Genomic DNA, 19981 nt, shown 5'->3' with positions numbered 1-19981 from the left:
AGTGTCAGCGCGCGTCGAGGTGGTCGACCGTGAACGCGGACCGGCGGCCGTAGAGGGTGATCAGCAGAGCGACCACTCCGAGCCCCGCCATCAGCACGGCGAGGGCCAGGGCGTCGACGCTCTCGAGCAGCACCGCGCCGAGCACCCCCGCGGCGAAGATCGCGAGGTTGAACGCGACGGGGAGGAACGAGTTCGCGACGTCGGAGTTCTCGCGACCGGAGCGGCTGAGGGCCGACTGGAGCTGCGCGGAAGCGCCGCCGAAGGTGACGCCCCACAGCACGCTCGCTGCGAGGACGGCCGGCGGGGCGCCGCGGCCCAGGAGCAGGACGAGCGCCGCGACGATGAACAGCGCGAGGCTGCCGTGCAGCAGGCCGCGAGGATAGCGGTCGATGGCCGCCGCCGTGATCGCGACTCCGACGATCGAGGAGACGCCGTAGACCAGCAGCACGAGGTCCGGGGCGAGGCCCGAGCCGCCCTCGCGCAGGAACGGCGCGATGTAGGTGTAGATCGTGTTGTGCGCGAGCATCCAGACGAAGATCGTCAGGCAGACGATCGCGACGCCGGGCATCGCGAAGACGCGGGCGAGCGGCAGGCTCCCCGCCGCGGTCTTCGGCTGGCCGGGCGCGTCCGGCACGAAGAGGGCGATCAGCACGAAGGTGATCAGCGCGATCAGGCTCAGCCCGCCGAAGGACCAGCGCCAGTCGAACGTCGTCCCCAGCCACGCACCGAGGGGTGTGCCGAGGGCGAAGCCGACGGGAGCGCCGACCGAGACGACCGACAGCGCCAGCCCCGAGCGGTTCCGGGGGCTGATCCGGCGGCCGTAGGCGGCGAGCATGCCCCAGATGATCCCGGTGAACGCGCCCGCGAAGAAGCGGGACACCAGCGACAGCACGACGTCGCTCGAGAGGGCTGTGACGGTGTTGGCGGCGATGAGGCAGGCGATGGTCACGAGGATCAGCGGCTTGCGGCGGAGTCCGCGGGTGAGGCTGATCGCGGGGATCGTGACGATCACCGTGCCGAGTGCCCAGACGCTGATGAACTGACCGACAGTGCCCTCGCTGGTGCCCATTCCGTCGGCGATCACAGGCAGGAGGCCTGCGGGCATCGTCTCGGCCGCGACGAGGACGAACCCCATCGTGGCCAGAAGAGCGAGGGCGAGCCACGGCATCTTCCGCGGCTCGGCGCGATCGCTCGCATCGGGGAGGAACACCGGCATGGTGGAGGTCATTGCATCCTTCGAGATCGGGGTCGGGGCGGGCGGCGCCGCGGAAGACGGGAGCTGTCCGCTCGCCGGCGGGAGCGCGTTCAGCTCGCAGAGCTGGGGGCGAGGCGCGCGATGTCCTCGGTCGCAGCCCAGGTGGCGAGCAGCCGCAGCTTGTCGTCGGTCGGGCTGCCCGGCACTGCCGGGTAGACGGTGATCGAGTGACCCGGGTCGTCCTGCAGCTCGGTCGCCTGGAACGTCAGCTCCAGCAGGCCGACGACGGGGTGGTTGAACTGCTTCAGGCCCGTGTAGTGCCTGCGAACGTTGTGCTCGGCCCACCGCGCACGGAAATCATCGCTGCGCATCGAGAGCTCGCCGATCAGGGCGGCGAGTCGCTCATCGTGCGGGTTGCGTCCGGCGTCACGGCGGAGGATCGCGACGTTCACGTCTGCGGCCCGCTCCCAATCGGGATAGAAGACGTGCGCGCGCGGGTCGAAGAAGATGAATCGGGAGTGGTTCGCGGGCCGGGCGCTGCTCTTGTACATCTCCGAGTAGAGGGCGAAGCCGAGCGCGTTCGCCGCGACGATGTCCATTCGGGTGTTCGAGACGAACGCCGGAGCACCGGTGATCGCGTCGAGCAGATACTGCACCTCGGGTCGGACCTTCACTGCCGCGGCGGGTCGTCTGCGCGAACGCAGGCCGGCCTCGTTCGCGGTCCGGGCGAGATCGTGGAGGTGGTCGTGCTCGGCCTGGTCCAGCTGCAGAGCCCGCGAGATCGCGTCGAGGACGGAGTCGGACACACCCGAGAGATTCCCCCGCTCGAGACGCGTGTAGTAGTCCACGCTCATCCCCGCGAGTCGCGCGACCTCGTCTCGGCGCAGACCGGCGACCCTGCGCCGTCCGCCGGTGGGCTCGACTCCGGCCTGCTCCGGTGTGATCCGTCCACGGCGCGTGGCCAGGAATTCGCGTACCTCGACTCGGTGATCCATGGCTGTCACGGTACGAGCACCAGGGCAGCGCGTGAAGGGTTCTGCTGGTACCTGCCTGGGCAGGACACCCTCCCGGACGACCTCTCCCGGATCCTGATGCCGGAGGCTGCCGTCGAGGAGGAGCTCGCTCGCTCGCCCCTCCTCGACGTCCGGGTCACGCGAGCGTGGCCGCGTCGATCACGAAGCGGTAGCGGACGTCGGAGCGCAGGACGCGCTCGTACGCGTCGTTGATCTCGTCGGCGCGGATGAGCTCGGTCTCAGGGACGATGCCGTGCTCGGCGCAGAAGTCGAGCATCTCCTGGGTCTCGCGGATGCCTCCGATCGCCGACCCCGCCCAGCTGCGGCGGGCGGGGATGAGGGCGAAGGCGGGGACGGAGAGGGGCTCGGAGGGGGCGCCGACGTTGACCATGGTGCCGTCGATGTCGAGCAGGCCGAGATAGGCGCCGATGTCGAGCTTCGCCGAGACCGTGTTGATGATCAGGTCGAAGGTTCCGGCGAGGTCGGTGAACGTCGCGTCGTCACTCGTCGCGTAGTAGTGGTCGGCGCCCAAACGCAGCCCGTCCTCCTTCTTCGAGAGGGTCTGCGAGAGCACGGTCACCTCGGCGCCGAGGGCGTGGGCGATCTTGACGGCCATGTGGCCAAGACCGCCCATACCGACGACGGCGACACGGGTACCGGGGCCAGCGTTCCAGTGCCGCAGCGGCGAGTAGGTGGTGATGCCGGCGCAGAGCAGCGGGGCGACCTTCTGCTCGTCGAGGCTCTCGGGGACGCGGAGGACGAAGTCCTCGTCGACGACGATCGCCTGGGAGTACCCGCCCTGGGTGATCGTGCCGTCGGCGGGGTCGACGCCCGCGTAGGTCTGGATGTTGCCCTCGGCGCAGTACTGCTCGTCCCCGCGAAGGCAGTAGACGCACTTGCCGCACGAGTTCACCATGCAGCCCACCCCGACGAGGTCGCCGACGGCGTGCTTCGTCACCGTGGAGCCGACCTGGGAGACGCGCCCCACGATCTCATGGCCGACGACCTGCGGATACTGGATCGGGCCCCATTCGCCGCGAACAGTGTGGATGTCGGAGTGGCAGACGCCGGCATAGCTGATGTCGATCATGACGTCCGTCGGGCCGACGTCTCGCCGTTCGATGGTGGTCTTGATCAGCGGCTCGGTGGCCGACGGTGCTGCGTAGGCGTTGACAGTGCGCATGGTGTCCTTCGTGTAGAGAGTGGTGGGATGTCGTTGGGCGCGAGCCCGGCGCGGTGAGTTCTCCGTGCAACGAGTGCGGCGAGGGGGCAGGGCACCGATTGCCGCACGGACGGCCGCGGACGGGTCCATACCGCGTTCTCCCGCCGGTGGATCGGTACCGCCGTGTCCGGTCGGACTGATCGAGTCGTTCCGGGCTGATCGGCGTCGGCCCACTGCACCACGCTAAACCGCGTCCGGGCCCGCTGAGAGGGTCTGTCCCAACCCCTCGGAGGGGTGGCGCCGGTGCGGGTGACCGACTCCGACGGCGCGGTACGAGACGACGTCCCGCTGAGCTGCGACCCTCGATCTCTCCGCGACGAGGGCGACGCCGGTCAGAGGTTCTGCGTGAAGAAGTCGGCGAGCCGGTCCCACGGGATCAGGTCCACGCGGTCGTAAAGGTCGACGTGGCCCGCTCCCGGCACGATGTACAGCTCCTTCGGCTCCGCCGCCCGCTGGTAGGCGTCCTCACTGAAGTAGCGCGAGTTCGCGACCTCTCCATGGACGAGGAGAATCGGGCGGGGCGAGATCCACTCGATGCTCTCGAACGGATGGAACCGCATCAGCGCGCCGTTGCTCGTCAGCGACATCTCGGTCGTGGAGCGGGGGTGCTGCCCGCGCGGGGTGCGGTAGTAGTCGTAGAACTCTCGCGCGACGGCGGGCGAGTCGGCGGTGATCGTCTCGGGAGTGCCGAGCACGTACTCGGTCTCCTCGCCGCGGGCCTCCGCCCAGCGCTGGCGGCTCATGACGTCGACCTGCTCGCGGCGCTGCTCCTCCGTCATCGTGTCGCCGAGCGCCTGCCGACGGTCTCTACCCATGTCGTACATGCTCACGGTCGCGACGGCCTTCATCCGGGTGTCGGTCTGTGCCGCGGCGAGCGAGAATCCACCACTGCCGCAGACTCCGAGGACGCCGAGACGGTCAGCGTCGACGAGGCGGTGCAGTCCGAGGTAGTCGGCGGCCGCGCTGAAGTCCTCCACGAAGGCTTCGGGCGAGGCGATGAAGTGGGGCGTCCCGCCGCTCTCGCCGTTGTAGGACGCGTCGAAAGCGAGGGTGACGAAGCCGCGTGCCGCCAGGGTCTGCGCATAGAGCCCGGAGGTCTGCTCCTTCACGCCGCCGAACGGGTGGCCGACGATCAGCGCCCGGGACGGCGTCGAGGCGCTGACGCCTCGGGGTGAGTAGAGGTCGCCGACGAGCGTGAGACCGAGACGATTCGTGAAGGTCACCTTCTCGTGGTCGACGTCGGGGTCGCGCGGGAAGGTCTTGTCCCAGTCCTCCGTGGCAGTGCGCCCCTCCTGGGCCTCGCCGACGCCATCGGGCACCAGTCCGCCGAGGGCGGCCGCGCCCAGTGCGGCCGCTCCGCCCGCGCCGGCCAACGCGAGCAGGTGGCGACGGCGTAGTCCGCGCGGTCCGCGGTCCTCGGTCTCCGGTGTGGTCGTGTTCTGATCGCTCATGACGTCTCCTCGGTCGGGGGATCGGGGTCTAGCTCAGGTGGGCTGAGCTCTCAGTGAAGTGCGGTCGCGGAGCGGCCCGGGAGGGGTCCAGCAAGACGGGTTCCCGCAGAACCCCCCTCTTCTCGAGCGCCGCGACACCACCACTTCGGCGCATCGGCGGGGATTCCTGATGTCGCGGAGGTCACCCCCGTCCGCGAGGACCGTTCGAAAGTTCTCAGCCGGCGCACAGACAAGCGGCGCCGATACCACTGGTCGCCTCGATGAGGCGTGCAGTGACAGAGCCTCCCTCGCGGGCGCCAGTCCCCATAGCCTCGACATCCACCGCCACTCTCTCCACACCCCGCGAGGTACCTCCACGATGACGAATCCCGCCACGTCTCCCCCGTCCGCGAACACACGCACCCTCGGTCGTGACCTCGCGGTGTCGAGCATCGGCCTCGGCTGCATGACCATGACCGGCGGCTACAGCGGCCGCCCGGATCGAGAAGCCGTGATCGACGTGCTGCGAACCGCCGTCGAGCTCGGCGTCACCTTCTTCGACACGGCCGAGATCTACGGACCGCACCGGAACGAGGAGCTCCTCGGTGAGGCGCTCGCCCCCTTCCGCGGACGGGTCGCGATCGGGACGAAGTTCGCGATGCACGTGGATCCCGAGACGCGACGGCCCTCCGGGCGGATGCTCCGCCCGGAGGAGATCGTCACGGCTGTCGAAGGGTCGCTGCGCCGTCTGGGTGTCGAGCGCCTCGACCTCTACTATCAGCACCGGATCAATCCGGACCACCCGGTCGAGGACTACGCGGGCGCCGTGCGCGATCTGATCGACGCCGGCAAGGTCGCGCGATACGGCATGTCCGAGGCGGCCGAGGCGACGATCCGCCGTGCCCACGCCGTGCAGCCGGTGACCGCCGTGCAGAGCGAGTACTCGCTGTGGTGGCGCCGGCCCGAGGAGGGGGTGCTCGCTGCCTGTGCCGAGCTCGGCATCGGCTTCGTCCCCTACAGCCCGCTCGGGAAGGGGTTCCTCACCGGGACCATCGACACTGCCACGACCTTCGACGACGACGACCTCCGCGCCCGGATCCCGCGGTTCGCCGAGGAGGTCCGCGCGCAGAACCTCAGGCTCCTCACCGCGGTCACCCGGATCGCGTCTCGTCACGGATCGACACCGGCGCAGGTCGCGCTCGCCTGGCTGCTCTCCCGCAGCGAGTCGATCGTGCCGATCCCCGGCACGACGAAGAAGCACCGGCTCGTCGAGAACCTCGGCGCGGCCTCGATCGTGCTGGCTCCTGAGGACCTCGCGACCCTGTCCGCGCTGTCGTCCGGGATCGTCGGCGGTCGCTACCCGGCCGACCTCGAGGCGCAGACAGGGCTCTGACAGTCGGATCCCCGCCGAACCCGATGCCTCCCTCGCACCGGTCCGGGACGGAGTGGCCGCTGCTCGTGATCGAGTGCGACCTCTCCGTCCTCTCCCGCGGATCGTCCTCTCAGCCGGCGGTCTGCCCGCCGTCGACCACGAGCGTGTGCCCGACGGTGAAGGACGCCTCGTCGCTGCTCAGCCAGAGCACGGCGGCGGCGATCTCGTCCGCGCGGCCGAGACGCCCGATCGGCTCCTGCTCGACCATCGACTCCGAGTCGCCGTCGGTGACGCGTTCGATCATCGCCGTGTCGATCACGCCGGGCGCGACCGCGTTGACCCTGATGCCCGCGCCCACGTACTCGAGAGCAGCTGACTTGGACAGCCCGATGACCGCGTGCTTCGCGGCGGAGTAGCCCGCCTGCTCGGGGATGCCGACGACGCCGGCCCCGGAGGTCGTGTTGACGATCGCACCACCGCCGTGCGCCTCCATGTGCTGGATCTCGTGCTTCATGCAGAGGAACACCCCTCGCACGTCGACCGCGAACAGGCGGTCCCAGTCATCGACCTCGGTCTCGGCCAAAGCGGTGTTCGGCTGCTCGATCCCGGCGTTGTTGAAGGCGACGTGCAGGCCTCCCAGCTCGGAGACCGTGCGCGCGACGGCCGCCGCGACCTGCTCGGCGTCCGCGACGTCGCACTCGAGCGCGATCGCCGTTCCGCCTGCGGCCGCGATCTCCTCGCGGACGCCCTGCAGGCCGTCACCCGCCAGGTCGACGACGGCGACCTTCGCGCCTTCCCGGGCGTAGGCGAGCGCGGTCGCCCGTCCGATGCCGCTAGCAGCTCCGGTCACGAAGGCGACCTTCCCCGTGAATCGCTGTGCTGTGCTCATACTCGTTCGTCCTTCTCTTCTCAGGCCGGCCGGACCCGCGCGACCGTCTGGTCGTGCCGGTTCACGGCCCTTTCACTCTCGAAGTCAAGGTCGGATCGGAGCGGCTAGGCAGGGGTCTGACAGAGCCCCCCTGCGTCGCGAGGTCACCCTCGGGTCGCTGCGCGGAACGCCCTCGGCCTCGGCTGCGCCCATCGCTGCCTCCTCGGCGTCAGGTGGCCAACAGCCTCAGGATGTCGCGGACGTCAGTCACCGACTCGAGGGTGCGGAGGAGCTCGGCCGCGCGGTCGACCCGAGACGCCTTGAGCGGCGACGCAGAGGCGGCAGCGCACTCGGCGAACTTCACCGAGAGCTGCTCCCAGGTCAGTGGGTTCCGACTGCTCCCAGGGACGCTCGCGCCGACCCGTCTCGCCGTGCGCCCATCGCGCGTGACGATCTCGACCCGCCCCGCCGGAAGCACGTCCTTCCAGTCGAGAGCGGGATCCGGAACCGGCGTCACCCGCTGCGCCATCGCCAGGACGGCCGGGTCGCGCAGACTCTCCTGCGTGAAGTCGCGCAGGCCCACCCCACCCCTGACGGCCGCCAGTGCGACCAGGAACGGCAGGCTGAACTTCGCATCGGCGACCGACGACGGATTCCTCCTGCTGGCGAGCGGCCTGCACATCACGGCGTGGTAGTCCCCCACGTGCACGCGCAAGGACTCGATACCGTCGGCCGCGATGCCCAGTTCGTCAATCAGCTGCAGCGTCGCGTGGATGTGGCTGTGCGACGTCCCGACGGACGGCCAGAGCTTGTAGAGCGTGCCGCAGCCGCGGAGATCCGTGCCGAGGTCGCGGAGGATCGCCTCTCGGTCGTACTCGCCGCGGAAGTACGTCGCGAGCACCCCGGACTCCCCCTCGAACAGCTCCGGGACGCCGGAGAGTCCTCGCTGCGCCAGGAGCACCGAGGTGACCGCACCCCGCGCCGAGAACGCGGCGTACATCCCGCGCAGGTCGCTCCCGCTGCCGGCGATCATGTTCATGACCCCGCTCGAATGCATGCTGGCGATGCCCAGTGCGTGCTCGATGCGCTCAGCCGAGAGCCCCAGCACCCGGCCCGAGGCCGCCGTCGCCGCATAGACGCCGAGCACCGACGACAGATTCCAGTCCTTCCGCCAGCCGACGTGTCGGCGCAGCCGAGCGAAGAAGTCCTGACCCACAGCGACGGCAGTCATAAGTGTCGCGCCGGACACGCCGCCGACGCGCTCTGCCAGCGCGAGCGTCGCGGGCACGATCGAGCTCGCGGCATGCTGGCCCCACGGGGTCTGGTCGTCGAAGTCGAGCGCGTGCGCGAGCGCTCCGTTGACGAACGCCGCGTCCGCCGAGGCCGCTCGACCCCCGTAGCCGAGCACTGTCGCTTCGGAGCCGGACCCCTCGCGGACGAGCGCGAGGACGCTGCGAGCTGCGGGTTCGAGACCGGAGGCGGCCAGGCTCACTCCGATCGTGTCGAGGATGCTCTTCTTCGCGGCCTCCGCCGCCTCCGCAGGCAGGGCCGCCGGGTCGATCCCGGCAGCGAGGTGGGCGAAGTGACGAGCGAGATCGTCCGAGAGGGCGGGAGTCACTCGCCGCTGCTTCGGAGGGGAAGGCCGATGGACCTGATCTCGGTGTAGGCGTCCAGGCCCTCACGACCGTTCTCGCGCCCGATCCCGCTCGCCTTGAATCCGCCATTGGGTGCCACCACTCCCGCGGGGTTGCCGTCGACCTCGACGGTGCCGGTGCGCAGCCGTCGCGCCAAAGCGACTCCGCGCTCGATGTCCGCCGTGTACACGGCGCCGCTCAGCCCGTACGTGGAGTCGTTGGCGATGGCGATCGCCTGATCCTCATCGGAGTAGGCGATCACTGACAGGACCGGGCCGAAGATCTCCTCCTGCGCGATCCGCATGCCGGGGTCGACTCCGGTGAAGACCGTCGGCTCGACGTACCAGCCTCGGTCGAAGCCGGCTGGCCGGCCGCCGCCCACAGCGAGCTTCGCGCCCTGCTCGCGTCCGCTCGCGATGTACGACTCCACGATGTCCCGCTGCCGGCGGCTCACCATCGGCCCGATCTGAGTGGCCGCGTCGAGCGGATCGCCGACGGGCATCGACGCGATCATCGCGACCAGACGCTCGGTGAACTCCGGAAGGCGCCGCTCCGACACCAGGAGGCGCGTCTTGAGGCTGCAGACCTGGCCGCTGTTGCGGAACGACCCGAGCCGGAGCTTCTCGACGGTGCGCTCGAGATCGGCGTCGTCGAGCACGATCCCCGCCGACTTGCCGCCGAGCTCGAGCGTCACCCGGCGAAGGGCCTGGCCGCAGAGCGACGCGATGCGCCTGCCGGCGGCGGTGGATCCGGTGAAGGCGACCTTGTCGACTCCGGGGTGTGTGACGAGGTGCTCGCTGACCTCCCGCTCGGCCACGCAGACGTTGAACGCCCCGGCCGGCAGCCCGGCGTCGCTCAGCAGCTGCGCGAGGAAGTACGCGTCGAGCGGAGTTTCGGGCGAGGGCTTGAGGATCACGGTGCAGCCGGCCAGCAGCGCGGGCACCATCTTCTGGACCGCGGCGACGAGCGGCATGTTCCACGGGACGACGGCCGCGACGACGCCGACCGGCTCTCGGGTCACCAGCGCTCGCGTTCGATCGGTCGTCCGCTCAGTCTCGAACGGGTAGCTGTCGGCCAGGTCGAGGAACGCCGCGATCACGGCGCTCGCGTTGCCGACCTGGATCGCTCGCGACTGGGTGATGGGCGAGCCCATCTCATCGGTGATCAACCGGGCGAGCTCGTCGCCGTGCCGGAGCAGCCCCTCCTCCAGGCGGCGGAGGACCGCGACGCGATCCGCGAGCGGGAGTCGAGGCCACGGCCCGGAGTCGAAGGCCTCGCGGGCGGCGCCGACGGCTCGGTCGACCGCCTCGACATCGGCGGCGGGCACAGAGGCGAACTCCTGCTCGCTCACGGGAGAGACGACGGAGATACGGTCGGGCGACGAGGGCGCCCACCACTCTCCTCCGATGAACATCCGGTCGGAATATCGTTGCAACGACATGCGCTGCCTCTCGGTCGGGGAGCGAGCTCAGCTAGATATTGCTAAATAGATCCCGCAGTTCAGGATATCTGCGATTGCCTTGGTGCCTCAAGGCTGCCAGTGGCGGAATCGACGGTCGACGTGCCGCTCGCGCGAGGGAGGATCGCCCCGCAGCACGGCCAGAATCGCTCGTGAGTGCATCCGATACTGTGAGACTTCCAGCAGGAAAGTAGGGAGACCGGCATGACACAGGTGGCTCCGTCGTTCAACGCCCTCTCTGATTCCTCCGACGGCGCCGGCAGCCTGGCTCGGATGCTGGCGATCCTGGAGCTCTACACCGAGGAGCAGCCGGTGTGGTCGACCGCCGACCTGATCACGGCGCTCGACGCCTCACGCTCGACCGGCTACCGGTACATCAAGACACTGCACGACGCGGGCCTCCTCACCGCCGTGAAGAACGGCTACTACCGGCTCGGCCCTCGCATCATCGAGATGGATCTGCAGATCCGCCAGACCGACCCCCTGCTGCTCGCCAGTCACGGAGTGCTCGAAGATCTGGTCGAGAAGATCGGCCACTCGGCGCTGCTGTGCACCGCCTTCCGCGACTCGGTCCTGTGCGTCGCGGAGTACCGCGCCCCCCTGAGCCCGGCGAACCGCTTCAGTCGGGGGCAGCGGCGTCCGCTCTTCCAGGGCGCGGTGTCGAAGGTGATCATGGCCCACTTCCCGCACCATCGCCTCAAGGCGATCTACCCGCGCCAGAGCGCGCAGATCGAGGCCGCGGGCCTCGGCAGCGACTGGGGCGAGTTCCGAGCCGCGCTGGGCCAGATCAAGAAGGACGGCTATCTCGTCACCCGCGGAGAGTTCAACCCGGGAGTCTGGGGCTGCGCTGCGCCGATCCTGACCGAGCGGAAGACCGTCCTCGGGAGCGTCGGAGTGGCGTGGGACGAGAACGAGCGCCGCGACGTCGAAATGGGGCAGGCGATCCTCGCCGTCAGGGAAGCTGCCGAGACCATCTCAGAGCGACTCGGCGACGCGGACGTCCTGCTCTGAGGTCGAGGCGGATCGCGGCTCGGTCGACATGACGATGCCGCGGAGTCGTGAGACCCCGCGGCACCGTCATCGTGCGACTTCCCCTCAGAAGCGGTGCAAGACCGTCCGCAGGAAGGTCGTCGGCTCGACGGCCTCGAGCGCGACGGGGCCCTCATTGGCGAGGAACTCGTACCCGGTTTCGGGTCCGTAGGTGTCGCCCTTGGCCGTCACCTTCCCGTCGATCTGGAAGAGGATCTCGATCGAGTCGAACTGGCCGGCCTCGTAGACGGCTCCTGCCTCCAGGCGGAGGAAGCCGATGCGGAGGTCGCGCTCGGTGAAGCGGCCGAGCCATTTCTCCTCGACCCCTTCGGCACCCTGGGGTGTCCAGGCGTAGGCCTCCGGGTCCATCGCGATCACGTCGGTGTAGCGCGGGGGCGCGAACTCGAGAGGGTGGCCCATCGCGTGCTCGAAGATCGCCTGAGATCCGTCGACGCTCTGCTCCACGCCGTTCTCGTCGGTGAAGTAGTAGAGGCCCTTCTTGAACTCGCCTTTCTCATTGAGCTCGGCATTGGTGGCCTCGCGCTGAGCGACGCTGAGGTAGCCGCCGCCGCTGGCGCCGCCGCTCTGCAGCACCATCGTGCGCAGGCCCTCGGCGCGTTCCTGGGGTCCGTAGTGGACGCTCTCGGGGAAGTAGCCGACCCAGCCCTCCTCGAGGACCTCGGTCTCGGTGTAGGGGAGCTTCCCCTTGATCACGTAGCGGATCTGATCGAAGGTGTGGCGGTGACGCGGGGTGCGCCATCCGCCGCCACCGGTCTGACCCATGTTGAGGTCGTAGTTGTTCGGCGAGCCGTCCTCGCCGAACAGCAGGTGCTTCTGCTCCAGTACTCCTTCGCGCATGGTGCCGACCTTCTCGACGTCGGTGTCCGCTGCTTTGCTCACGCGCATGTCTGCTCCTTCACGAATCGATGCACCCCCCGGCGAGAGCCGATGGTCTGCGATGTCCGGCCCCCTCCTGCTCCGGGAGCCGAGGTGCCGCTGATTGACAGTATCCCAGATGACGGGATATGTTCAATGGCAGAAGCGAGGTCGCTTCCGAACCGTCTCCGACTCGGAGGCGGTGCGCGGAAGGGAACGGCGCTAGAGACCTCTTCCATTCGCACACCAGCCCTCCGAGGATTGACGATGACGACGATTCCGCTCACTCACACCCCTCAGGACTCGGGAGTCCCCGCCTCCGCTCGCGACTTCAGCGTGGAGGGACGAGTGGTGATCATCACCGGCGCCGCTCAGGGCATCGGCCGCGAGCTCGCCCGCCAGTTCGCGGCGGCAGGCGCGCTCAGTGTGGTGGCCGACCTGGACCTCGCGAAGGCGCAGTCGGTGGTCGGCGAGATCGAGAGCGTCGGGGGCAGTGCTCTCGCGGTCCGGGTGGACGTCTCGGACGAGCCGTCGGTGACCGCGATGGTCGCGTCCGTCCTCGAGAGGTGGGGCCGGGTCGACGTGCTGATCAACAACGCCTCAATCTTCGCGACGATCGAGAAGGCCCCGTTCGATCAGATCCCCCTGGCGAAGTGGGAGCAGGTGCTCGACGTCAACATCACCGGGAGCTACCTCTGCGCCCGCGCCGTGGCCGCCCCGATGCGCGACGCCGGATTCGGCCGCATCATCAACGTCTCCTCCGACGCCGTGACCAACGGCACCGTCGACTACCTGCACTACGTCACCTCGAAGTCGGCGGTCATCGGCATGACCAACTCGCTGGCGCGCGAGCTCGGCCCCTTCGGCATCACGGTCAACTGCATCCGCCCGGGAAGCGTCGCGACCGAGGTCGAGCGCACCGTCAACCCGACCGTCGCCGTGCGCGAGCGCGCCGCCTCGCGGCAGTGCATCCCCCGCGGAATGGTCCCCACCGACCTGGTCGGGATCATGATCTTCCTCTCCGCCGCGGCATCGGCGTTCATCACGGGCCAGACCATCGCCTGCGACGGCGGCTACACCCACAGCAGCTGACGCCCGCTGCAGCCGCCCCCGCCACGTCCCGCCCGTCCCGAGGAGGACCACGCTCATGAAGCAGTACCCGCATCTCTACATCGACGGCCGCTGGGTCGAGCCGATCACCCCGCGCACCACCGACCTCATCGACCCGACGCGTGAGGAGCCGTTCGCACGCGTCGCGCTCGGCGGCTCAGCCGATGCCGATCTCGCGGTCGCCGCCGCGCGCCGCGCCTTCGATACCTTCTCGGTCACCTCGGTCGAGGAGCGCATCGCCCTCATCGACCGAGTGATCGAGGTGTACGAGTCGTACGAGGAGGAGTTCTCGCAGCTCATCGCTCGCGAAGTCGGGATCCCGGTCGGCAATCGCGCCCAGGTCGCCGGCCCCGCGGAGCACATGCGGGTGGCGCGCGACATCCTCCGCGACTACCCCTTCGAGTCGCGCGTCGGCCGTGCCATCGTGCGCCGTGAGCCCATCGGCGTCTGCGCTCTGATCTCGCCGTGGAACTGGCCGGTGCAGACCGGCGTGATCAAGGCGATCTACGGCCTCGCCGCCGGTTGCACCATCGTCGCCAAGCCCAGCGTCGTCTCAGCCGCGAGCGGGGCACTCCTCGCCCGGGTGATGCACGAGGCCGGAGTGCCCGCGGGCGTGTTCAACCTCGTCAACGGCCCGGGCCGCGAGGTCGGCGACACCCTCTCGCGCCACCCCGACGTCGACATGATCTCGTTCACCGGCTCCACGGCCGCCGGCGCCCAGGTCGGCGCCGCCGCCTCCGCCACGGTGAAGCGCGTGTGCCTCGAGCTCGGCGGGAAATCGGCGAACATCGTGCTCCCCGACGCCGACCTCGAGCAGGCCGCCCGCTGGAACATCCAGCGCGGCTTCTTCAACGCCGGCCAGTCCTGCCACGCCCCGACGCGGATGCTCGTGCACGAGAGCCGGATCGACGAGGTCGTGCCGTTCCTCGTCGACGAGGCCCGGCGCTTCGTCCTCGGTGACCCGCTCGACGAGTCGACCACCATGGGTCCGATGGTCAGCGCCGCCCAGCGCGACTCCGTCCGCGCGCACATCCGGAGCGGCCTCGACGAGGGCGCGCAGCTCGTCACCGGCGGCCTCGATCACCCCGAGGGCCTGGAGCGCGGATACTTCGTGCAGCCCACCGTGTTCGTCGGAGTCACCCCCGACATGACGATCGCCCGCGAAGAGATCTTCGGACCCGTGCTGGCCGTTCTGCCCTACCGCGACGAGGAGGAGGCCGTGCGCATCGCCAACGACTCCCCCTACGGCCTCGCCGGCTTCGTCTTCGCCGGGGAGGCGGAGGACGCCCGGCGCATCGCGAACAGCCTCCGTGCCGGCCGCATCAGCTGGAACGGCGCGGCGACCGACTCCTACGCCCCCATGGGCGGCTACAAGCAGTCCGGGACCGGCCGCTCGATGGGCCGGTTCGGGTTCGAGGAGTACCTCGAGGTCAAATCCGAGTACGGCTTCGACGACGAAGCGCAGACTCTGCCGACGCCCTTCGGCTGAGAACCCCGATCAGGAGATCACCCCACCATGAACGACGACGTCCCCCGCATCCTCGTCAACCGCGCGAAAGACAAGCTGAGCAAGGGCGAGACGGTGTACTCGATGACCGTCCGGCTCGTCCGGACCGTCGACATCGCCTCCATCGCCGCGACGGCGGGGTTCGACTCCGTCTACATCGACCTGGAGCACAGCAGCGTCTCCCTCGAGGACGCCGGCCAGATCTGCATGGCCTGCAACGCCCTCGGAGTCACTCCCCTGGTCCGGGTCCCCGGACTCGACGCTCCCCTCATCGCCCGAGTCATGGACTCGGGGGCGATGGGCATCATCCTGCCCGGCGTGCAGTCGGCCGAGGAGGCGCGTGCGCTGGTGCGCGCCGTCAAGCACGTGCCGGTCGGCGAGCGCTCGCTCGCGGGTGCGGCGCCCCAGCTGAACTACCGGACCTACCCGCCCGAGCAGGTCATCCGCGAGATCGACGGCGCCTCCCTCGTCGTCGCGATGATCGAGTCGCGTGTGGGCCTGGAGGCCGTGGAGGAGATCGCGGCCGTCGACGGCGTCGACATGCTGCTGGTCGGCGCGAACGATCTCAGCGTCGAGCTCGGCGTCGCCGGGCAGATGGACCATCCGTCCGTGCACGAGGCCTACCTGCGGGTGATCGCCGCCTGCAAGGCCTCCGGCACCGCGATCGGCATCGGCGGGCTCGGCGGATGGCCGGAGCTCATCGAGAAGTACCTCGACCTCGGGGCGAGCTACGTCTCGACCGGGAACGACATCTCGTTCCTTCTGAGCGCGGCGACCGCGAAGCGCCGGCAGTTCGAGGATCAGGCATGACCGGAGGAGCACGCGCATGAAGGTCTGCGTGTACGGCGCGGGCGCCGTCGGCGGCCACCTCGCCGGGCGTCTCGCGTCCAGCGCGGTCGAGGTGTCGCTGATCGCCCGTGGAGAGAGCCTCGCCGCGGTCCGCGAGAACGGGCTGCGGGTCGAGACCCGCGAGGGGACGCTGCTCTCGCATCCGCTCGCCACCGACCGACCGCAGGATCTGGAACCGCAGGACGTCGTCGTCGTCGCGGTCAAGGCCCCGGCCCTGCCGAGCATCGCCGAGAACCTGGCCCCCCTGCTCGCGGCCGACGGCGTCGTGCTGTTCGTGACCAACGGGGTGCCGTGGTGGTACTTCCGCTCACACGGCGGTCCCCTCGAGGGGACGCCCCTCCCCCGCCTCGATCCGGGCGGCGTTCTCGGCACGCAGCTCGCAGCCGAGCAGATCGTCGGAGCCGTCGCCTACACCGCCTGCACGGCCGTCGCACCCGGCGTCATCCAAGCCGAGAACCCGCGCAACCGGCTGGTGATCGGCCGGCCCGACGGGCGGGACGACCCTCGTCTCGCTGCGTTCGCCTCGGCGTTCGACGGCAGCGGTCTCGAGGTGTCGGCCACTGCGTCGATCCGGGACGCCGTCTGGAAGAAGCTCGCGATGAACATGATCGGAGGCTCGCTGGGCGTGCTCACCGCTTCGGCCATGCAGGACGCTCTCGCCGCCCCCACCGTCGCCGCTCTCGCCGAGTCGATGGCCGCTGAGGCCGGTGCCGTTGCACGGGCTCTCGGCTGTGACCCGGGCGACACCGGCGCGGGCGTCGCACACCTGAAGACGTCGCACCACGTGCAGAGCGTCGTGCAGGATCTGCTGTCCGGTCGCGCGATGGAGGTGGACGCGCTCTTCCGCGTCCCTCTCGAACTCGCTGACCTCGCGGGGGTCGACACTCCCGCCCTCTCGCTCGTCATCGAGCTCGCCGTCCAGCGGGCCCGTGCCGCGGGCCTCTACCGCGACGCCGTCCCGGCGTGACTCGCCACCGTTCCCGCACGATCGAAGGAGATCCCGACATGACTGAGAAGACCCGCGCATGAAGGCCGTGGTGTTCCTCGGCGAAGGCGAGCTCGAGCTGCGCGACTACCCCGATCCGGTTCCCGGACCGGACGAGGTGGTCCTCCGTGTCAAGGCGTCGGGGATGTGCGGAAGCGACCTGCACCACCTCCGCGGGCCGCGCCGCTCCGCGTCCGAGCAGGTCATCGAAGGCCACGAGCCGTGCGGAGTGGTCGAGCTCGTCGGCGACGCGGTGCGCCCGAGCGAGGCCCGCGTCGGCGACCGCGTCATGGTGCACCACTACGACGGCTGCCGCACCTGTCGGTTCTGCCGCTCCGGCTGGACCCAGTACTGCCCGAACGGACGCACGGTGTTCGGCGGGCTCGACGGCGACGGCGCGCACGCGGACTTCATGAAGGTCCCCGCGCACACGCTCATCCGGTTGCCCGACTCGCTCTCCTTCACCACCGGAGCGGCGATCTCGTGCGGCACGGGGACCGCGTGGGGCGCCCTGCAGCGCGTCGAGCTGACAGCCGTCGACACCGTGGTGGTCTTCGGGCAGGGTCCCGTCGGGCTCAGCTGCACGATGCTCGCCAAGGCGCTCGGCGCTCGCGTGATCGCGGTGGACGTCGACGCCTCCCGGCTCGCCATGGCCGCGTCGTTCGGCGCCGACCACCTGGTCGACTCGAGTGCGACCGACGCCGTGACCGCGATCCGCGCCCTCACCCGCGACGGCGCGGGGGCGGACAAGGCGATCGAGTGCAGCGCCGTCTCGGCCGTGCGCCGTCAGGCGATCCAGTCCGTCCGTCCGTGGGGCACGGCCTGCATGGTCGGCGTCTTCGGCTCGTTCGACCTCGACAGCGACGAGCTCATCCACCGGCACAAGACGATCCTCGGCTCCCTCACCTTCAGCAAGAACCAGCAGGAGGAGTGCGCCCTCTTCGTCGCCGAGCGCGGCCTGGACGTCGAGTCCCTGTTCACCGACGACTTCCGGCTGGAGGACGCCGAGCGCGCCTACGACCTCTTCGACCGCCGCCAGATCGGCAAAGGCGTCTTCCTCTTCGACTGAGCGACGCTCCAGACCACAGGACGCTCCAGATCACTGGATGCTCCGGACCACTGTGAAAGGACTGTCATGACCACCACCCACGGCGATTTCCCCCTCGGCGACGAGGCGCGCCGCTTCCTCGAGCGTCCCGAGCACTTCCTCGTCATCGACGGCGAGCTGGTCCCCGCCGCCTCGGGGCAGACCCTGTCCACCGTCTCCCCCTCCAGCGGAGAGGTGCTCGCGCGCTTCTCGTCGGGCGACGCCTCCGACATCGACCGCGCAGTCGCCGCCGCCCGCGCCGCGTTCGAGGGCGAGTGGAGCGCCTGGACCCCCTATCAGCGCCAGGCGCTGCTCCACCGCGTCGCTGCCGTTCTGGAGGAGCGGTTCGAGGAGCTGGCGCAGATCGAGTCGCTCGACATGGGCACGCCAATCGCCCGAGTGCGCGCCTCGAAGGCGACCATGAAGAAGATGCTCGCGTTCTTCGCCGCCCAGGCGCTGACCATCTCGGGCGAGACGCTGATGAACGGCCTGCCCGGCGACGTCGCCACGATGACCTTCAAGGCACCGGTCGGCGTGATCGGCGGGATCATTCCGTGGAACGGCCCGCTGAACAGCCAGCTCTGGATCATCGGCGCGGTCCTCGCCAGCGGCTGCACGGCCGTGCTGAAGCCCGCGCAGTACGCGTCGCTGTCGGTGCTGCGTGTCGCAGAGATCCTCCTCGAGGCCGGCGTCCCCGCCGGCGTCGTGAACGTCGTCACCGGCAGGGGCAGCGAGGCGGGAACCGCGCTCGCGGCGCACACCGACGTCGACCGGGTGGCCTTCACGGGCTCGACCGAGACTGGTCGCCGGATCATCGAGGCGTCCACCTCGAACATCAAGAAGCTCCAGCTCGAGCTCGGCGGCAAGTCGGCCGACATAGTCTGCGTGGACGCCGACCTCGACACCGCGGTGCCGGCTGTCGCCATGGGCGTCTTCGCGAACTCCGGGCAGATCTGCTACGCCGGCACCCGCGTGCTCGTGCAGCGCTCGATCGTCGACGAGTTCACGAAGCGCCTACTGGCTTACGTCGAGGGGCTCCGCGTCGGGCACAGCCTCGACGACTCCGCCGCCCTCGGGCCGGTCATCTCGGAGTCCCAGCTGGACACCGTGCTGTCCTACGTCGAGATCGGCGTCGCAGAGGGAGCCGAGCTCCTCTCCGGCGGCAACCGGCTGACCGAAGGAATGGGGAACGGCTACTTCATGGAGCCGACCGTCTTCGGCGGAGTGTCCAACAGCATGCGCATCGCGCAGGAGGAGATCTTCGGCCCGGTGCTGTCGATCCTGCCCTTCGACGACGTCGATGAGGCCATCGCCATCGCCAATGACAGCGAGTACGGCCTCGGCGGAGCGGTCTGGTCGCAGAGCATCTCGACCGCGCTGCGCGTCGTCCGCGGAGTGCACACCGGAACGATGTGGGTGAACTGCTACGGACTCGTCGACCCGATGGTCGGGTTCAGCGGCACGAAGACGAGCGGATACGGAGCCAAGGGCACCGCCGCGCACCTCGACACCTACCTCTACACCAAGAGCGTCTACATCCAGCTCTGATCGCGGGCGTCCGGGGCAGTCCTACCCGGTCCTAGTAAGCGGTCGCCCTGCCGTCGGCGAGTTGCAGAATCCAATACTGCGGGATATTGTCATCCCGTTGTGAATCGAAGGAGATCACCATGTCGAAGAAGATCGCGATCCTGCACACGAGCTTCGTGTTCGTCTCAGTGGAGCCGGTGATCAACGATCTCATCGCCGAGCTCATCCCCGATGCCGAAGTCCTGCACTTCGTCGACTCGGACGTCCTCGCCACTGTCGTCCGCGAGCAGGGCATCTCCCCCAAGAGCGAAGCCCGCATGGTGCACCTCGCCAAGGCAGCCGAGGACGCGGGCGCCGACATCATCTTCTCGGCGTGCTCCTCCCTCGGCCCAGCGCTCGACGTCGCCGCGCAGAACGTGCACACGCCCGTCCTGAAGATCGACGAGGCGATGGCCCTGCTGGCCGCCCAGCAGGGCACCCGCATCGGCGTCCTGGCCACCGTGCCCACGACGCTGGGGCCGACGTCGGACCTCATCCAGGCAGCGGCCGACGGGATCGGCCGCGAGGTCGCCCTCGAGCAGCGTCTCTGCGCCGGCGCGTTCGACACGCTGATGGCGGGCGACCGAGAGGAGCACGACGCGATGATCCTCGAGCAGGCGCTCGACCTCGCGCGGACGGTCGACCTGATCGTGCTGGCCCAGGCCTCGATGTCGCGACTGGCGCCCGCGCTCCAGGAGAAGACCGGACTTACCGTCCTCGCAAGCCCGCGCATCGGTGTCGACCTGCTCGCTCAGCGCGTCGCCGAACTCGCCGTCTGA

At 69.5% G+C, this 19981-nt stretch carries 17 protein-coding genes; 9 read left to right on the top strand and 8 right to left on the bottom strand.

Annotated elements, in window-relative coordinates:
- Window positions 1-4: 4 nt before the first annotated feature.
- The 4 genes from MT350_RS17095 to MT350_RS17080 form a co-directional block, all read right to left on the bottom strand.
- On the bottom strand, window positions 5-1228 hold the full coding sequence (locus MT350_RS17095) for an MFS transporter (protein WP_243616312.1): 1224 nt from the start codon (window positions 1226-1228) through the stop codon (window positions 5-7).
- A gap of 77 nt (window positions 1229-1305) precedes the next feature.
- Window positions 1306-2190, bottom strand: coding sequence for a helix-turn-helix transcriptional regulator (locus MT350_RS17090; RefSeq protein ID WP_243600165.1), 885 nt, complete (start codon window positions 2188-2190; stop codon window positions 1306-1308).
- 154 nt (window positions 2191-2344) lie between these two features.
- Window positions 2345-3391: an NAD(P)-dependent alcohol dehydrogenase gene (locus MT350_RS17085; RefSeq protein ID WP_243600164.1), complete on the bottom strand. Its 1047-nt coding sequence runs from the start codon at window positions 3389-3391 to the stop codon at window positions 2345-2347.
- Window positions 3392-3762: 371 nt separating this feature from the next.
- The gene (locus MT350_RS17080) at window positions 3763-4881 is read right to left on the bottom strand and encodes an alpha/beta hydrolase (protein WP_243600163.1); all 1119 of its coding nucleotides are present in this window, start codon (window positions 4879-4881) and stop codon (window positions 3763-3765) included.
- Window positions 4882-5239: 358 nt separating this feature from the next.
- On the opposite strand from MT350_RS17080, the gene MT350_RS17075 reads away from it, so the two are divergent.
- Window positions 5240-6253 carry an aldo/keto reductase gene (locus MT350_RS17075; protein ID WP_243600162.1) on the top strand — a complete coding sequence of 338 codons (1014 nt, stop codon included), beginning with the start codon at window positions 5240-5242 and terminating at the stop codon, window positions 6251-6253.
- A 109-nt stretch (window positions 6254-6362) separates the two neighbouring features.
- On the opposite strand, the gene MT350_RS17070 is transcribed toward MT350_RS17075, so the two are convergent.
- From MT350_RS17070 to MT350_RS17060, 3 genes are all read right to left on the bottom strand, one after another.
- A complete protein-coding gene (locus MT350_RS17070; protein ID WP_243600161.1) occupies window positions 6363-7121 on the bottom strand; it encodes an SDR family NAD(P)-dependent oxidoreductase in 759 nt (252 codons plus the stop codon).
- A gap of 208 nt (window positions 7122-7329) precedes the next feature.
- Entirely contained in the window at window positions 7330-8718 is a 1389-nt protein-coding gene (locus MT350_RS17065) for an MmgE/PrpD family protein (protein ID WP_243600160.1), read from the bottom strand.
- Window positions 8715-10148, bottom strand: coding sequence for an aldehyde dehydrogenase (locus MT350_RS17060; protein WP_279392501.1), 1434 nt, complete (start codon window positions 10146-10148; stop codon window positions 8715-8717). The genes MT350_RS17065 and MT350_RS17060 overlap by 4 nt, the downstream gene beginning before the upstream one ends.
- Window positions 10149-10397: 249 nt before the next feature.
- Here MT350_RS17060 and MT350_RS17055 point away from each other — a divergent pair, with 249 nt between their 5' ends.
- The gene (locus MT350_RS17055; RefSeq protein WP_243600158.1) at window positions 10398-11204 is read left to right on the top strand and encodes an IclR family transcriptional regulator; all 807 of its coding nucleotides are present in this window, start codon (window positions 10398-10400) and stop codon (window positions 11202-11204) included.
- 84 nt (window positions 11205-11288) lie between these two features.
- Here MT350_RS17055 and MT350_RS17050 read toward each other — a convergent pair whose 3' ends face one another.
- Window positions 11289-12128, bottom strand: a complete 840-nt coding sequence (locus MT350_RS17050; protein WP_243600157.1) for a hypothetical protein — start codon at window positions 12126-12128, stop codon at window positions 11289-11291.
- Window positions 12129-12365: 237 nt separating this feature from the next.
- Between MT350_RS17050 and MT350_RS17045 the strand changes: the two genes are divergently transcribed.
- The 7 genes from MT350_RS17045 (at window position 12366) to MT350_RS17015 (ending at window position 19981) form a co-directional block, all read left to right on the top strand.
- The gene (locus tag MT350_RS17045; protein ID WP_243600156.1) at window positions 12366-13190 is read left to right on the top strand and encodes an SDR family NAD(P)-dependent oxidoreductase; all 825 of its coding nucleotides are present in this window, start codon (window positions 12366-12368) and stop codon (window positions 13188-13190) included.
- A gap of 55 nt (window positions 13191-13245) precedes the next feature.
- Window positions 13246-14697 (top strand): aldehyde dehydrogenase family protein, encoded by a 1452-nt coding sequence (locus tag MT350_RS17040; protein ID WP_243600155.1) that lies wholly within the window; start codon window positions 13246-13248, stop codon window positions 14695-14697.
- Window positions 14698-14724: 27 nt separating this feature from the next.
- The gene (locus tag MT350_RS17035) at window positions 14725-15525 is read left to right on the top strand and encodes an HpcH/HpaI aldolase/citrate lyase family protein (RefSeq protein ID WP_243600154.1); all 801 of its coding nucleotides are present in this window, start codon (window positions 14725-14727) and stop codon (window positions 15523-15525) included.
- Window positions 15526-15541: 16 nt separating this feature from the next.
- Window positions 15542-16531: a ketopantoate reductase family protein gene (locus MT350_RS17030; RefSeq protein WP_243600153.1), complete on the top strand. Its 990-nt coding sequence runs from the start codon at window positions 15542-15544 to the stop codon at window positions 16529-16531.
- A 58-nt stretch (window positions 16532-16589) separates the two neighbouring features.
- On the top strand, window positions 16590-17618 hold the full coding sequence (locus MT350_RS17025) for a zinc-binding dehydrogenase (RefSeq protein WP_243600152.1): 1029 nt from the start codon (window positions 16590-16592) through the stop codon (window positions 17616-17618).
- Window positions 17619-17684: 66 nt separating this feature from the next.
- Window positions 17685-19184: an aldehyde dehydrogenase gene (locus tag MT350_RS17020; RefSeq protein ID WP_243600151.1), complete on the top strand. Its 1500-nt coding sequence runs from the start codon at window positions 17685-17687 to the stop codon at window positions 19182-19184.
- A gap of 119 nt (window positions 19185-19303) precedes the next feature.
- The gene (locus MT350_RS17015) at window positions 19304-19981 is read left to right on the top strand and encodes an aspartate/glutamate racemase family protein (protein ID WP_243600150.1); all 678 of its coding nucleotides are present in this window, start codon (window positions 19304-19306) and stop codon (window positions 19979-19981) included.

The organism is Rathayibacter sp. VKM Ac-2928, assembly GCF_022815545.1.
Lineage (GTDB): Bacteria > Actinomycetota > Actinomycetes > Actinomycetales > Microbacteriaceae > Rathayibacter > Rathayibacter festucae.
The sequence above is the reverse complement of the archived record's forward strand: the minus strand, read 5'-3'. Positions and strand labels throughout refer to the sequence as shown.

Coding starts and splice junctions, on each gene's coding strand:
- MT350_RS17095 (WP_243616312.1), bottom strand. CDS start 1,228: ATGACCTCCACCATGCCGGTGTTCCTCCCCGATGCGAGCGATCGCGCC.
- MT350_RS17090 (WP_243600165.1), bottom strand. CDS start 2,190: ATGGATCACCGAGTCGAGGTACGCGAATTCCTGGCCACGCGCCGTGGA.
- MT350_RS17085 (WP_243600164.1), bottom strand. CDS start 3,391: ATGCGCACTGTCAACGCCTACGCAGCACCGTCGGCCACCGAGCCGCTG.
- MT350_RS17080 (WP_243600163.1), bottom strand. CDS start 4,881: ATGAGCGATCAGAACACGACCACACCGGAGACCGAGGACCGCGGACCG.
- MT350_RS17075 (WP_243600162.1), top strand. CDS start 5,240: ATGACGAATCCCGCCACGTCTCCCCCGTCCGCGAACACACGCACCCTC.
- MT350_RS17070 (WP_243600161.1), bottom strand. CDS start 7,121: ATGAGCACAGCACAGCGATTCACGGGGAAGGTCGCCTTCGTGACCGGA.
- MT350_RS17060 (WP_279392501.1), bottom strand. CDS start 10,148: ATGTTCATCGGAGGAGAGTGGTGGGCGCCCTCGTCGCCCGACCGTATC.
- MT350_RS17055 (WP_243600158.1), top strand. CDS start 10,398: ATGACACAGGTGGCTCCGTCGTTCAACGCCCTCTCTGATTCCTCCGAC.
- MT350_RS17050 (WP_243600157.1), bottom strand. CDS start 12,128: ATGCGCGTGAGCAAAGCAGCGGACACCGACGTCGAGAAGGTCGGCACC.
- MT350_RS17045 (WP_243600156.1), top strand. CDS start 12,366: ATGACGACGATTCCGCTCACTCACACCCCTCAGGACTCGGGAGTCCCC.
- MT350_RS17040 (WP_243600155.1), top strand. CDS start 13,246: ATGAAGCAGTACCCGCATCTCTACATCGACGGCCGCTGGGTCGAGCCG.
- MT350_RS17035 (WP_243600154.1), top strand. CDS start 14,725: ATGAACGACGACGTCCCCCGCATCCTCGTCAACCGCGCGAAAGACAAG.
- MT350_RS17030 (WP_243600153.1), top strand. CDS start 15,542: ATGAAGGTCTGCGTGTACGGCGCGGGCGCCGTCGGCGGCCACCTCGCC.
- MT350_RS17025 (WP_243600152.1), top strand. CDS start 16,590: ATGAAGGCCGTGGTGTTCCTCGGCGAAGGCGAGCTCGAGCTGCGCGAC.
- MT350_RS17020 (WP_243600151.1), top strand. CDS start 17,685: ATGACCACCACCCACGGCGATTTCCCCCTCGGCGACGAGGCGCGCCGC.
- MT350_RS17015 (WP_243600150.1), top strand. CDS start 19,304: ATGTCGAAGAAGATCGCGATCCTGCACACGAGCTTCGTGTTCGTCTCA.